Raw genomic sequence first — 13,757 nt, forward strand, 5'->3', positions numbered from 1 at the left:
ATCCCTTCAGGTTGGCGTCGCTGTCGCGACGGTCGCGCAGTCGTGTTGGCGCTGAATGCTGAACGACAACCCGAAGTGGGGTTTGCCGCCGACGGTCGAGTGTGTCGTCGGGCAGCAGCACCATTGTCGCACACCGACCATTCTGGACACACGGTGAAAATCGTCGATGCCGAAATGGTCGCGCGGACCCCGGTCAGACGAGCGCTCGGGGGGTGCCGTCGTCGTCACGTTCGATCAGTCCGTTCGACTCAAAGGCTTTCAGCCATCCCTGCATCGGCCATTGGCCCCATCGACGATGGAAGACAAGCGAATTCCGCACGATGTCGTCGAGATGCTGTACGGGTGGATCGCTGACGTGGTGATGTTGATGGAATGCGTGCGCGCCTCCGACCCATAGCATGGGTACGCCACGTGCCGCGGCCTTGCGCCCGAAGTCGGTGTCTTCGCCGCCGTAGCCCTCGTATTCCTCGCAGAAGCCCCCGATGGCGTGCCATGTCTTCGCGGTCAGCGCGAACGACAGTGACCAGAACAGCGAGTAGTCGGTGGCGGGGACGGTGGTGTCGTCGGGCGGCGACGGCCGTGCAGGATGTGGGTCGATCCATTGGTCCAGGGCGGACAGGTCGTATCCGCAGCTGCCCGGAGGTGGCAGGTAGGTCACGGGGCCGCACAACAGCGCGTCGCGGTGATCTGCCACATTCGCCACCGTGTGGTAGCGCTGCAGCAACCCCGCCGACGGTATGCAGTCCACATCGAGGAAAACCAGTAGTTCGGCACCGTCATCGAGGGCAGCTTCGGCCCCCCGGTTGCGCGCCGCTCCCAGCGGCAGACGCGAACCGGCGGGACAATCGAGCACAGCGGCCGTAGATCCCGTCGAGCGGACGATGTCACCGATGTGGGGATCGCCCAAAGCAACCACGACGTGCGCATCCGGCCGGGCGGAGCTACGCCGCAAACCGCGGATCTGCTGACGCAGGTGGCCGTGCCTTCCGTGCACGACCGTCACCACCGCGGTTCTCATGACGCTGCCGCACGGCAGCGCGTTGCCGTGTTCTCGATCGCGTGGGCGGCGCGCGCGGCTGCGCCTTGGACCTGCCAGTGTCTCCACCGACTCGTGTCGACGGCTCTGGCTCTGCGTAACACGTCTGGCCAGCTGTCCCGCGAAGGCCACACTGCAGACGTGACGGCAAGTCCGTGACGGCTGAGCACCTCGGCGGTGGCCTGCTGCTCGCCGAAAGGCCGCGGCTGGGGGATGATCACCGCCGGCCGGCCCGCTGCGGCGAGGTCGGCGATGCTGTTCTGGCCCGCGTGGCTGACGACGACATCGGCGGCGCAGATCTCCGTCCACGGGTCGGCGATCCAGGGCCCGGCGTCGCCGCCGATGACCCTCCACGTCACGTCGTGCAGCTCCGGCGTGGCGTCGCCCAAACCGCCACCGGCGCCGCCGAGCAGAAGCACCTTCGAGGTTCCGGAGTGGTCATATAGTGCCGTCGACCTAGTACGGCCCTCGAAACGGCTGATCCCTCCGACGTAACTGGTTTTATGCGCGTGGGGAAGCAGCCAGTGTGGCGAGTTCAGTGCCGCCGGCCACGCCGCCAGGATGTGGTCGGCAACCCGGTGGACGAGAACATGCGCGGCATCGGTTCTCTCGCCGGGGAGAGCGACAACGATGACGGGAACACCCAGAAGCCGCAGAAAGATTGCGACTTCGACCGACACGTCGACGACACACGCCTCGGGCTGGGCGTCGGCGACCCACCGGGCGAGGGCCCGCATGCGAGCGCCGTACCCGTGATCGTGGTGGGGAGCCCAGTGCAGCGCGCCGTGCGCGGTGGGCTCGGACACGACGGCGGCGGCGTCGTCACGGGGCAGGTTGACGATCTCCGTGAACGGATGGGGGTGCGAGACGGTCCGGGAGGTCAGCGCTGTGACAGGTCGTCGCAACTGTGCGCTGATGCTGACGGCTCGTGCCAGATGTCCGTAGCCGTGGTGGTGGATGTAGTAGCCGATCATCGGAGTCGTCGTTCCTGGCGGAGATCATCTGCCGGTAGAGGGACAGGTACGCCTCGACCATGGCGGCCGACGAGCACCATCGCACGGCGTGCTCACGTACCTGGAGCCGAGGCAGGCGGGCCGCCACAGGGATGGCGGCCGCGAGTGCGTCGATATCATCCGGCGCGACGAGACAACCGGATCGTTCGGAAACGAGCTCGGGTATGCCCCCGCGGCTGAAAGCGACAACTGGTGTGCCGCAACACATCGCCTCGGCGACGACCAATCCGTACGGTTCGTCCCACACCGGGGTGACCAGTGCGACGGCCGCGGATCCGACGAGGCGCGCAAGGTCACGCTGGGTGAGGTGTCCGGCGTAGTGCACCTCCGCGCCGAGATGAGGCTGTATACGCTCGGCGTAGTATCGCGGATCGGCGATCGGGCCCGCCAGGGTGATGGGACGTCGAGCGCCACGCGCGGCTTCGATCGCAAGATGCGGCGCCTTTTCGGGGGTGATCCGTCCGAACCACACGACGCCTTCGCCGCCCGCGCCCAACGGCCAGCCCCGGGCGTCGATCCCGTTGGGCACCACGGTGAATCGCTGGCTGCTGTGTACCCACGCCGCCGCGGTGTGCCGCGACACCGCAGCGAATCGTGTCTCGGGTCCGTTCGAGGCCTGGATCGCCGACTCCAGCCACGGCGTGGGCGGTGTGTGCACCGTGGTCAGCATGGGCGTGGACAACGTGGATGCCATGGCGACGGGCAGGTAGTGCAGACTGTGATTGTGCACGACGTCGAAGGTGTGCGCGTCGATGCCGCCGAGTTGCAGCATCAGCGCGAGATAGGCGTGGTGTTCGGCCATGAACTCCATTGCGGGCATGGAGATGTCGGATTGCGCTGCACGAGATAGGTGAAGCGGACGCACCGACAGGGACGAGCAATCGAAATCCACATCCGAACCCGGTGCGGCAAAGAGCGACACCGTGTGACCCTGCTTCGCCAGGGCTCGCGCGAGATGCCAGACGTGAGCTTCAAGGCCTCCGGCGAAGGGCTGGCAGATCGGAAACCTCGACGACGCGATCAGCGCGATACGCAGTCCGCCGGTCATGGAGACGTGAGAAGCAGGAACGGAAGCGACACGCAACAATGACGTCCTCCTTCGAGTAGGTGAGTTCTCGTGGGGTGCGCGTGCGTTGCCGCTGCGTACCCTCCGGTAGGGCGGTAAAACCTGGCGGAGCTGTTGGCTTAAGCGCTGAACTATGGCTGCAGTCAGCCACTTTCCAGCCCGCTATGCCACGCGTTCACCTCGGAGTTGCGCGGGCCTGGGCGCCTGTCCATCGTTGAGTGCCTGGCTTCGCAGGGTGTTGAGAGCGCTGGCGAGCAGGCGGGAGACATGCATCTGCGAGTAGCCGATGCGCTCCGCAATCTGCGTCTGGGTGAGTTCTTCGAAGAACCGCATCTTGAGGACCGCCTGTTCACGCGCCGGCAGCTTCTCGATCAACGGGCGGATTGTCTCCACGTCGACGATCTGGTCCAGTCGTGGATCGGGTTGGCCCAATGTCTCGCGCAAAGTAAGGAATTCACCGTTTGGGCCCATGGCTGCATCGGTGGACATGGTCGAATAGTTGGCGCCGGCGATGGTGGCCTGCACCACTTCCTCGCGGTCGACGCCCAGATGCGCAGCGATCTCACTCGCGGTGGGTGCGCGCCCTATCGTCTGGCTGAGGTCGGAGCGGGCCTTCGCGAGTTGCTGGTTCAGATCCTTGAGCCGGCGTGGAACTTTCACCGCCCACCCGTAGTCGCGGAAGTGGCGACGCACTTCGCCCATGATCGTGGGCACCGCGAACGCGAGGAAATCCGAACCACTATCCGGATCGAAACGATTCACCGCGTTCAGTAACCCCACGCTTGCGACCTGCACGAGGTCGTCGTGCGCTTGGCCGCGACCCCGGAAGCGGCGAGCCGTGTGATGGGCCAAGGGCAGTGTGCGCTGGATGATCAATTCATGTAGGCGCCGGTATTCGGAAGAAGCGTGATCGAGAAGCTTGAGATCGCGGATCATCGCCGGAACATCGGCATAGTCAGCACGCGATTGGGATGGCAACGAGCGCTCCTAAAGGTCGTTTAGGTTGGCGGCTCGTTCTGAACCTGATGCGGGCGGGTACCCCGGCGCGGCAATGACGAAACCTGCGGCAGCGGGGCGGGCGGAGACGGTCAACGGGGCAGAGCTGTGAGCTCTGAGCCAAGGTTACCCCGTTGAACCGTCTCGCGGATGGCCTTGCTGGCGCGCCGCCCGCAGATCAGGCGTTGACCTGGTCCCGTAACGTCGCCAGTGCACGTGACAGCAGTCGAGAGACGTGCATCTGCGAGACACCGATCTCTTCGGCGATCTGGGACTGGGTCTTGTCGTCGAAAAATCGCAGCTTCAACACCAGGCGGTCGCGCTCGGGCAGGTCGGCCAGCAGCGGGTACACCGTCTCTACGTCGATGACGCGCTGAATGTTGGTGTCCAGAGCGCCGAACGTGTCCTGGAGGGTAAGTCCTTCGCCCTCGCTGCCGAACTGGGTCGCCTGCTCGGTGGACCGCGTCGAATAGGCATTCGCTGCGACGAGTCCTTCGACGATCTCTTCGCGGTCCATCCCGAGATGAGCCGCGAGCTCGGTGGGCGTCGGTGCACGGTTCAGCATCTGGGTCAGCTCTGCGCGAGCCGAATTCAAGCGCACGTTGAGCTCTTTGAGGCGGCGGGGAACTTTCAGCGACCAGCCATGGTCGCGGAAGTAACGACGGACTTCCCCCATCATCGTGGGGACGGCGAACGCCAGGAAATCGTGGGCGGAGTCGACGTCGAATCGGTTGACGGCATTGAGGAGTCCGACGCGGGCTACCTGCACCAAATCTTCGTGTGCCTCACCGCGGCCGCGGAAACGGCGCGCGATGTGATCGGCCAGTGGCAGGCAACGTTCGATGATGGCGTCACGCTGCCGCTGGAAGGCCGGCGATCCGTCCTCGTACAGCGCCAATTCTCGGAACATGTCCAGGACATCGTCATATCCGTCCCGCGTTCGTGCGGGACGCTTGTGGGTGGTTCGCTCTTGAAGGGTTTGCATTGAAATCACGGCTCTCTGAAGTGCCGTGACGCGTAAGTATCGAGGTCGCTCGCGCTTTCCTGCGAGGCAATCTGCGAAAGCAGCTGTGCTCACTCGCGTCACGTCGTGGGCCGCCGGCTAGCGATTGGCATACGGACCAACATGGATCACGCCAGATTCTCGACATGCGCTTGCTGCGGCAGGTAACTCTTCGTGTCGACGGCTTTCGCCGGGTTGTTCGCCACGGGCTGGTCACACAAGATGGCCTGTCTCTGACAATACGGCGGTCGCTGAAGAAAGCAAGCCCACGGGTGCACTGTTCGGCGTGTCAACTCTGCCACAACACCCTTGACCTCACGTTTTCGATGGCGTGCCATGTCTTCGCGGTCAGCGCGCGACTACTCGCTGTTCTGGTCACTGTCGTTCCGCTGTGCCCACCGTCTTGGCGTGTCCGGGCGCGGCGTTCAGTCTGCTGATGGCACTGTTGCTGTTGCGAGTTCTGTCGTCCGGTGCGGAACGCGCAAGCTTTGGCGTTTTCCGGATAGTGGGCTGTAAGGCGATGTCACAATGCGTTTTCGCACGACCAACGTCTCGGGTGCCCTTGAATCAGTGCGTACCTCGGCTCGTGGATACCTTTGTCAATCATGACGAATGGCGAGGCCAACGCACGGCCTCGCCATTCGAGATGACTGGATTCGGTTGTCAGAACCAGACTTTTCGCCCGCCGACCGGACGTCCGACGGCGCCGAGAATCCAGAGGATGACACCAACGACGACCAGGATGCCACCGATAGTGGTCAGGATCGGAATGCCGACGAAGTAACCGATCAGCAAGAGGATGATGCCGAGAATAATCATTGTTGGTCTTTCCAATCCATTGGATAAGGGGACGGCGGTCACGAGGGTATTGCCCACTTCGTCAAATCCAAACACAGCTTCTTCGCCTTCCCCCAAAGTCACGCTCACGCGCAGCGTTGGCGTGAAGCCGCAGGTGATCGGGTACCCCGACGCGTGGTGGTATGGGGCCGCCGGACATGCGGGAGGTCACGATGGTGAAGTGGCTGGATCGCCTGCAGCAACGGAGTCGGTTCGCGGGATTCATCATCGCGGTCGTCTACAAATATCTCGACGACCAGGGCGGCTATCTGGCAGCGCTGCTGACCTACTACGCATTCGTCTCGCTTTTCCCGCTACTTCTTCTGCTGACGACCACGCTCGGTGTGCTGCTGTGGAATCGCCCGCAGTGGCGTGCCCAGATCGTCGATTCAGCGATCAGTCAGTTTCCGCTGATCGGGGACCAGTTGAGCCGGCCCGAGTCGCTCAGCGGTGGTACGACGGCGGTCGTCGTCGGAATCCTCGGAGCGCTCTACGGTGGTCTCGGCGTCGGTCAGGCATTGCAGAACGCCATGAACACCCTGTGGTCCGTCCCCAGGTTCGACCGTCGCGACCCGATCAGATCGCGCGTGCACAGCTTGTTGCTGTTGGTGATCCTGGGATCGGCGCTCGTGGCGACGACGTTGCTCACGGGATTGGGCAGGAACTGGGCGAGTCTGGGCGTCGTCGGTACGGCCGGCGTTGTGATGGCTTCTGTGCTACTGAACACCGCGGTGTGTGCTGTCGCCTTCCGCGTGACCACGGTGCGGCCGCTGACCTGGGCGCAAGTGATGCCGGGAGCGGTGCTCGCGGCGGTGGTCTGGCAAGGGCTGCAATGGTTCGGCGCCTCCTACGTGTCGCATGTTGTCGCGTCGGCCAGCGTCACCAACAGTGTGTTCGCCATCGTTTTGGGCCTGCTGGCCTTCCTGTATCTGGTGTCCGTCGCGTTGATGTTGTGCGCCGAGATCAACGTTGTGCGGGTGGATCGCCTACATCCGAGGGCGTTGCTGACCCCGTTCACCGATAACGTCGATCTCACCGTCGCCGACCGCAAGGCTTATGCGGGGCAGGCAGAAGCGCAGCGGGCCAAAAGCTTTCAACAGGTCGATGTGTCCTTCGGCGCTGCGCAGCCCGAAGGCGAAGTCCAAATGGACAATGGCGAAGCCGCGCTGAAGCCCGTCCAATCCCTCGACAACACATGAGGCATCAGGCGGCTCCCGCAGCGACAGCTGCTGCAATGCGTTCCTGAGTCGCCAGAAACAGGACTCACCAGTGTCGGCGTGCGCGCACTCGGTGTCCGTTGTCGGGGAAAAATATTAACTCTGTGCGCATCCGGCAACGAAGACCACCAAACCAATGATCCGGCACTGGCCAGTATCTGCGGTCGACCCCGTGCCGCGGGGGGAATCGAGACAACCACCGATCTGTTTGCCGGCTTTGCGTTTATGAGAATTAGAAGTTTTGTCGATTTTTCTGTCGCCCATTCTGGATTTACGCCCTGTGTGGGTAGAAACCGATTGATAGATACCTTTTTGGGGGAGATTCCGATGCGAATCACTAGACAGAAAATGCGTACCACGGGTATTGCCTGCGGCGCGGCGGCCGCCTCCGCGCTTCTCGGCATGGCAGGAGCCACCCAGAGCGGGGCGATCAGCACGGCGATTGTCATCGGCGGAATCGGCACACCGACCCTGCACGACGTCGTGATGTCTCAGCTGCTCGGCGGGGCACTGCAGGATTACGATCAGCGAGTCTCGGTCAACTGGCCCGCCGAGGCGAGGCCGTATACCGGCGCCGACGACATGACACTCGGGCAGTCCATCGAAATCGGCCGCGCCAACCTCGATGCGCAGATCGACGACGCGCTCGCACAACTCGAGCGTGACGCAGACGGCAACCCGCTCGACGGTGAAGTGGTCACCGTGGTCGGGCTGTCCGCCGGATCTCTGGTGGTCACCGAAACACTTCGCGCATGGCAGACCGACGGCGAAGAAGATCCCGCAGCCAAGGACATCAACTTCGTGGTGGTGGCGGACTCGAGCCGACAGGAAATCATCGACGACACCGAGGAATACAACGAAGAGTACGACTACACCTACCGGCAACCGCCGGAGACCGTCTACGACACTGTCGAGATCACCGGCGAGTACGACGGGATGGCTGACTTCCCCGACCGGTTCAGTTTCACGGCAATTCAGAACGCGCTGCTGGGGTCCACACTTGTGCACGTCCCGATGATGTTCTCCGACATCTCGGAGGTGCCGAAGGAGAACACCACGGTGACGGAGAATTCGTTGGGCGGCACCACCGTCCGTTACCTGGTGCCTACCGAACCGCTGCCGCTCGTGCAGGCGAACCCGAGTCTGGCCCCGCGCGAAGCCGAGCTGAGAGCCACCATTGACAGGGCCTACAGCCGTAACGACCCGGCGAACGTCGCTGCGCGTCTCGCCGGACCCGATGTGCCCGAGAGTATTCGGGAAATCGTGACACCGGAAGTCGACGAGGTCGAGGACGTAGACCTTGCGAATGCGGCGGCGCTGCAGGAAGAAGCCGAAGCCGACGCGACCACGAAGGCCGACCAGCAGGCTCCCTCCAGCCTCAGTGAGCAACTCAGCGACGCCGCGAGCGTCGAGGAGGGCGATGAGGCCGATTCGCAACCGACGACGAGCACGATCACCTCGGCTCTCGAGTCGGTGTCCCAGCAACTCGCGGGTGCTGCCGATGAGGACGGCACCGCTGCGCTGACACCAGAGAGCGGCGCCGCTGCGGAGGAGTCCACCGATTCGTCGGAGTCGACAGAGTCGGATGCCGCTGAGACGAAGGCAAGCACTGATAGGGAGTCTGCGGACTCCTCCTCCTAGACCTCGGAGACTCCGCATCCTCCGAAGGCCCGGAGCCCCGGCACACCTGCCGGGGCTTCGTGGTGTCCGGCTCCGTCCAGCGCAGGTTAGCTGGTAGGCCTCAAAGAACTCGTCGGAGCCCGTGCGAAGGTTCGCGATCTCAATTCCGGCGGACCCGTGGAAGGTGTCCGACCTGCCGAGATCCACGGTCATCGCACCGCAGTGCAATTACATTGAATCCGTCCCGACCACCCGTCGGAACGGTTCAGCCGTGAAGGAGACGCCCGTATGGACCCGTCCATCTCTGCCGCATCGGAGCCACCGGTGCTGTGGCGCCCCGATCCTGCGCTCGTCCGTGACAGCGCGATCGTCGGCTTCGCACGGTACGTCGCAGAGGCGGGCCTGGCCCAGATCGACGACGAGCTCGACTACGATGCGCTGCACGCCTGGTCGGTCCGTGATCTTGCAGGATTCTGGTCGGCGGCCGCGCGATTCCTGGGGGTGCTGTTCCGGGACCCGCCGCAGACTGTGCTCGGCAACGTGCAAATGCCTGGAGCGCAATGGTTTCCGGGATCGACACTGAACTACGCGGAGCACGCCCTGGGATCCGGGCCCGGAAAGGACAACCACGACACCGCGATCGAATTCGCGCGTGAGGACGGCCTCGAACGCACGGTGACCTACGGCGACCTGCGCGAGATGGTGGGGAGGGCCCGCGTCGGGTTGACCTCTGTGGGGGTCGGACGCGGCGACCGTGTTGTCGCGCTGGCGCCGAACTGTGTCGAGACCCTGGCGCTGTTCCTTGCTGCCGCATCTCTGGGCGCAATCTGGTCCTCCTGCTCGCCCGACTTCGGCTCCCGCGCGGTGCTCGACCGCTTCGCGCAGATCGAGCCGACCATTCTGCTGGCTGTCGACGGATATCGCTACGGGGGTAGAGGATTCGACATCCGCGACCGCGTCGACGCGCTGCGGGATCAGTTGCCGACGGTGCGGACCACCGTGCTGGTGCCCTACCTGGATCCCGAGTCGCGTTTGACCGGAACTATCCCCTGGGAAGAATTCATAGCCGCGCCGGGCTCGTTGGAGTTCGACGCAGTGCCGTTCGATCATCCGCTGTGGGTGCTCTACTCGTCGGGAACCACCGGTCTGCCCAAAGGCATCGTGCAGGGCCACGGCGGAATCGTCCTCGAGCACCTGAAAGCGTTGCGCCTTCACAGCGATCTCGGCCCCGGTGACCGCTTCTTCTGGTTCACCACCACCGGCTGGATGATGTGGAACTACCTGATCGGCGGGCTCCTGGTCGGCGCGACCATCGTGTTGTTCGACGGGAATCCGAGCCACCCGGACATGAGCACGCTGTGGGCCCTCGCCGAGAAGCACCGCGTACGGCTGTTCGGCGTCTCGGCGCCGTATGTCCACGCTTGCATGGACGCGGGCCTGCGCCCGCAAGCGCGGTACGACCTCTCGACGCTGCGCGTGGTGGGTTCGACCGGATCTCCGTTGTCGGTCAAGGGTTTCCGTTGGATCAGCGAGCATGTCGGGGCGCATGTGCAGATCGCGTCGGTTTCCGGAGGGACCGACGTCTGCACCGCGTTCCTTGGGGCGGCGCCGACGGTCCCGGTGTGGTTGGGAGAGCTGTCCTGTGCGGCGCTCGGTGCCGACGTCCACTCGTTCGACGAACACGGCGCGGATCTGCACGGTGAGGTGGGGGAGCTGGTGCTGACCCAGCCGATGCCCTCCATGCCCGTGAAGTTCTGGAACGATCCCGACGGATCTCGGCTGCGTGCAGCCTATTTCGAGGAGTATCCGGGTGTATGGCGACACGGCGACTGGGTGATCGCCACCGAGCGCGGATCGTTCGTCATCCAGGGGCGGTCCGATTCGACACTCAACCGCGGTGGCGTCCGGATGGGGACCGCGGATTTCTATGCTGTGGTCGAAAGTTTCCCCGAGGTTGCCGACTCGTTGGTGATCGACACGACCGAGCTCAGCGACGACTCGGAGGGCGAGCTGCTGTGCTTCGTCGTCCTGGCACCCGGGGCCACCCTCGATGCGGTCGAAGCTGCGCTGCGCTCGGAGCTTCGTCGCGAACTGTCGCCGCGCCATGTGCCGGACAAGTTCATCGTAATCGACTCGGTGCCCAAGACGCTCAGTGGCAAGAAATGCGAAGTGCCGGTGAAGAAGATCCTTGCGGGGGTAGACCCCGGCAAAGCCATCAGCCGCGAGGCGCTGCAGAACCCGGATGCGATAGAGCCCTTTCTGGCGCTCGCGTCGAGGACGTGAGCCGGATCGAGGCCGTCCTTTTCGACCTGGACGACACGCTGCTCGACCATCGAGGCGTGATTGCTACCGTCCCAATGACTTCGGCAGGGCAGCATGGAGTCCCACCTCCTGCGCCTTGACCACGAAATAGACCGAACGGCCCGGCGCGAGATCGAGGTCGGTCACCGCGGCAGCCGTCACGTCGGCTGCGAGCCCGGCTCCGCCGTCCGGTTGATCGGCACCACGGACACGGACCACCGTGCCGTTGACGTCGAGTTCACCGATGGTCACGGCGATGACATTGCGCGGACTGCCGTGCGGCACATCCACATGCACGGCGACGGCGCTCGGCTGGAACAACGCGATCGCAGGCGTCCCGGGTGGGACGTCGCCGGCGCCGAAGATGTCGGTGCCCCACGCCGTGCGGATGACGCCGCGTGCCGTCGCCACGCCGGGGATCAGGTTGACGCCTGCGATACGGGCAGCGAAGGTGCTGCGCGGCGTCGTCAGCACGGAACGCGACGGGCCGCTCTCGACCACCCGGCCATCGTCGATGACGACGACCCTGTCGGCGATGGCCAGCGCGTCCAGAAGATCGTGCGTGACGATGATCGCCGTCCTGCCCTGGCCGCGCAGGATATCGCGCAGGAGACGCCGCAGGGCGGGAGCGGCGGTGACGTCGAGCGCGGCCATGGGCTCGTCGAGCAGAAGTACCCGCGGGTCGGCGGCGAGTGCGCGAGCGACAGCGACGCGCTGGGCCTGTCCGCCAGACAGTTCCGCGGGTTTGCGATCGGCGAGGTGGCCTGCGTCGACGGCATCCAGCCAACGCCGGGCGGTCTCGCGGGACGCGCTGCGCGACTGACCCTTACAGCGGGGTGCATAGGCAACATTGGCGGTGACCGTCATGTGCGGGAACAGCATCGCTTCCTGACTCAGCATCGCCACACCCCGTGCGTATGCGGGCACGAACGTCCCCGAGTCGGTATCGGTGACGACTGTCCCACCCAGCTCGACACGTCCGACATCGGGGCGCAGCAGGCCGGCGATGAGCGACAGCAAGGTCGACTTTCCGGCCCCGTTGGGCCCCAGCACGGCCAGCACGTCACCGTCGCCGACGGTGACGTCGAGGTCGACGTCGCGCGCCGCGAGCTTGGCCCGGACGTGAAGGCCGGTCATCACGTTCCCGTCAGCCGTCTGCTCGCTGTCGCGATGACAATCAGTGCAGCGACCACGATGAGCAACAGCGACAAGGCGACCGCTGCGTCCGCATCGGTCTCCCGCTGCAGATAGATCTCCAACGGCAAGGTCCGGGTGACGCCCTGAAGCGATCCTGCGAATGTCAGAGTCGCGCCGAACTCGCCGAGCGACCGCGCGAACGCGAGCACCGTGCCGGAGATGAGTCCCGGCAGCACCAGCGGCAGCGTGACGGTCCGCATCACGGTGGTCGGTCTGGCGCCCAGTGTCGCGGCGATGTGCTCGTAGCCTGCACCCGCGGAGCGCAACGCACCTTCCAGGCTGACCACCAGGAAGGGCAGTGACACAAAGGATTGCGCCAGCACCACCGCGGTCGTGGAGAAGGCGATCCGGATACCGAGAGCTTCGAGGTGATGTCCGAGAAGTCCCTGCCTGCCGAATGTGTACAGAAGCGCAATCCCGCCGACCACGGGCGGCAGCACCAGCGGAAGAAGCACGAGAGCACGCAGCACCGATCGGCCGGGAAAGTCCCCGCGGGCTAGCGCCAGAGCCATCGGTACGCCGAGTAGCACGCACAATGCCGTGCTGGCCGCGGCCGTCTGCAGACTCAAAACCAGCGCAGCACGCGAAGATTCTGACGTGACGAGCGGGATGAAATGGGGCCAGTCGATCCTGAGGAGGATCGCCAGTAGGGGAGTGATGACGAACAGTGCACCCACCGCGGCGGGCAGGTAGATCCATCTCGGCAAGCCGACCTGGATGCGTCCGCCGGCACGACGCGCGGTCACGGTGCGGCGAAGCCCGCCGCCGACAACACTTCACGTCCTCGTGAACCGGTAACCAGTCCGACGAACTTCGCCGCCGCGGTGGAATCGGCCGCCCCGCGCAGCACGGCGATGGGGTAGGTGTTGATCGCAGAGGAGGATTCGGGGAAGGGGACCACGGTGACCTTGTCACCGGCGCCCGATGCGTCGGTCACGTACACGAGGCCGGCATCGGCTTGGCCCGAGGTGATTTTGCCGAGCACGTCGGTGACGGCGGATTCCTCACTCACCGGCGTCAGCGTCACACCGGTGGCTCTCTCAACCTTCTCGGTTGCCGAGCCGCACGGGACCTGCGGCGCACAGACGACTACCTGGCTGTCAGACCTGGCCAGGTCGGCGAAAGACGCGATGCCCCTAGGATTTCCAGGTGGCGTCACGATCACCAGCGTGTTGGCGGCGAAATCGACAGGTTCGCCGGACACGAGGCCGGCCTCGACGGCTTTCGCCATGTTCGCGGTGTCGGCAGAGGCGAAGACGTCAGCCGGCGCGCCCTGCGAGAGTTGAGAGACGAGATCGGAGGACCCCGCGAAGTTGAAACTCACCTTCGTGCCGGGGTTGTCCTCTTCGAATTGTGCGCCGAGTTCGGTGAAAGTGGACTTGAGCGACGCCGCGGCGAACACCGTCACCCCGCTGTCACCGGTGTTCGAATCGGACTCCGACAGTGAACATCCCGTTGTCATGGCGGCCAC

Annotated in this window: 12 protein-coding genes; 3 read left to right on the forward strand and 9 right to left on the reverse strand. The window is 64.7% G+C overall.

What is annotated here, in order from left to right; genetic code table 11:
* Nucleotides 1-193: 193 nt before the first annotated feature.
* The 6 genes from AWC12_RS23060 to AWC12_RS31220 all read right to left on the reverse strand — a co-directional run bounded on the left by AWC12_RS23060 (nucleotide 194) and on the right by AWC12_RS31220 (nucleotide 6,041).
* On the reverse strand, nucleotides 194-1,018 hold the full coding sequence (locus AWC12_RS23060; RefSeq protein WP_085177143.1) for a glycosyltransferase family 2 protein: 825 nt from the start codon (nucleotides 1,016-1,018) through the stop codon (nucleotides 194-196).
* Complete coding sequence (locus AWC12_RS23065) at nucleotides 1,015-1,941, reverse strand: glycosyltransferase (RefSeq protein WP_024447432.1); 927 nt, start codon at nucleotides 1,939-1,941, stop codon at nucleotides 1,015-1,017. The genes AWC12_RS23060 and AWC12_RS23065 overlap by 4 nt, the downstream gene beginning before the upstream one ends.
* Nucleotides 1,859-3,097 (reverse strand): glycosyltransferase family 4 protein, encoded by a 1,239-nt coding sequence (locus tag AWC12_RS23070; RefSeq protein ID WP_024447431.1) that lies wholly within the window; start codon nucleotides 3,095-3,097, stop codon nucleotides 1,859-1,861. Before AWC12_RS23070 ends, AWC12_RS23065 begins: the two co-directional genes overlap by 83 nt.
* Nucleotides 3,098-3,277: 180 nt before the next feature.
* A complete protein-coding gene (locus AWC12_RS23075; RefSeq protein WP_085177145.1) occupies nucleotides 3,278-4,051 on the reverse strand; it encodes a SigB/SigF/SigG family RNA polymerase sigma factor in 774 nt (257 codons plus the stop codon).
* Between the two features lie 238 nt (nucleotides 4,052-4,289).
* A complete protein-coding gene (locus AWC12_RS23080; protein ID WP_051226765.1) occupies nucleotides 4,290-5,096 on the reverse strand; it encodes a SigB/SigF/SigG family RNA polymerase sigma factor in 807 nt (268 codons plus the stop codon).
* A 681-nt stretch (nucleotides 5,097-5,777) separates the two neighbouring features.
* Complete coding sequence (locus tag AWC12_RS31220) at nucleotides 5,778-6,041, reverse strand: hypothetical protein (RefSeq protein WP_162562238.1); 264 nt, start codon at nucleotides 6,039-6,041, stop codon at nucleotides 5,778-5,780.
* Nucleotides 6,042-6,124: 83 nt separating this feature from the next.
* On the opposite strand from AWC12_RS31220, the gene AWC12_RS23085 reads away from it, so the two are divergent.
* The 3 genes from AWC12_RS23085 to AWC12_RS23095 all read left to right on the forward strand — a co-directional run bounded on the left by AWC12_RS23085 (nucleotide 6,125) and on the right by AWC12_RS23095 (nucleotide 11,071).
* On the forward strand, nucleotides 6,125-7,150 hold the full coding sequence (locus AWC12_RS23085) for a YihY/virulence factor BrkB family protein (protein WP_085177425.1): 1,026 nt from the start codon (nucleotides 6,125-6,127) through the stop codon (nucleotides 7,148-7,150).
* Nucleotides 7,151-7,516: 366 nt separating this feature from the next.
* Complete coding sequence (locus AWC12_RS23090) at nucleotides 7,517-8,809, forward strand: PE-PPE domain-containing protein (protein ID WP_234814120.1); 1,293 nt, start codon at nucleotides 7,517-7,519, stop codon at nucleotides 8,807-8,809.
* Nucleotides 8,810-9,076: 267 nt separating this feature from the next.
* Nucleotides 9,077-11,071, forward strand: coding sequence for an acetoacetate--CoA ligase (locus tag AWC12_RS23095; protein ID WP_085177147.1), 1,995 nt, complete (start codon nucleotides 9,077-9,079; stop codon nucleotides 11,069-11,071).
* 63 nt (nucleotides 11,072-11,134) lie between these two features.
* Here AWC12_RS23095 and AWC12_RS23100 read toward each other — a convergent pair whose 3' ends face one another.
* Genes AWC12_RS23100 through modA form a run of 3 tightly spaced genes read right to left on the reverse strand, consistent with a single transcriptional unit; the run spans nucleotide 11,135 to nucleotide 13,748 of the window.
* On the reverse strand, nucleotides 11,135-12,226 hold the full coding sequence (locus AWC12_RS23100; protein ID WP_085177427.1) for a sulfate/molybdate ABC transporter ATP-binding protein: 1,092 nt from the start codon (nucleotides 12,224-12,226) through the stop codon (nucleotides 11,135-11,137).
* On the reverse strand, nucleotides 12,226-13,032 hold the full coding sequence (locus AWC12_RS23105) for an ABC transporter permease (RefSeq protein ID WP_024447424.1): 807 nt from the start codon (nucleotides 13,030-13,032) through the stop codon (nucleotides 12,226-12,228). The genes AWC12_RS23100 and AWC12_RS23105 overlap by 1 nt, the downstream gene beginning before the upstream one ends.
* Nucleotides 13,029-13,748 (reverse strand): molybdate ABC transporter substrate-binding protein, encoded by a 720-nt coding sequence (modA, locus tag AWC12_RS23110; protein WP_085177429.1) that lies wholly within the window; start codon nucleotides 13,746-13,748, stop codon nucleotides 13,029-13,031. The genes AWC12_RS23105 and modA overlap by 4 nt, the downstream gene beginning before the upstream one ends.
* Nucleotides 13,749-13,757 lie beyond the last annotated feature (9 nt).

It is taken from the genome of Mycolicibacterium iranicum, assembly GCF_002101705.1.
GTDB classification, from domain to species: domain Bacteria; phylum Actinomycetota; class Actinomycetes; order Mycobacteriales; family Mycobacteriaceae; genus Mycobacterium; species Mycobacterium iranicum.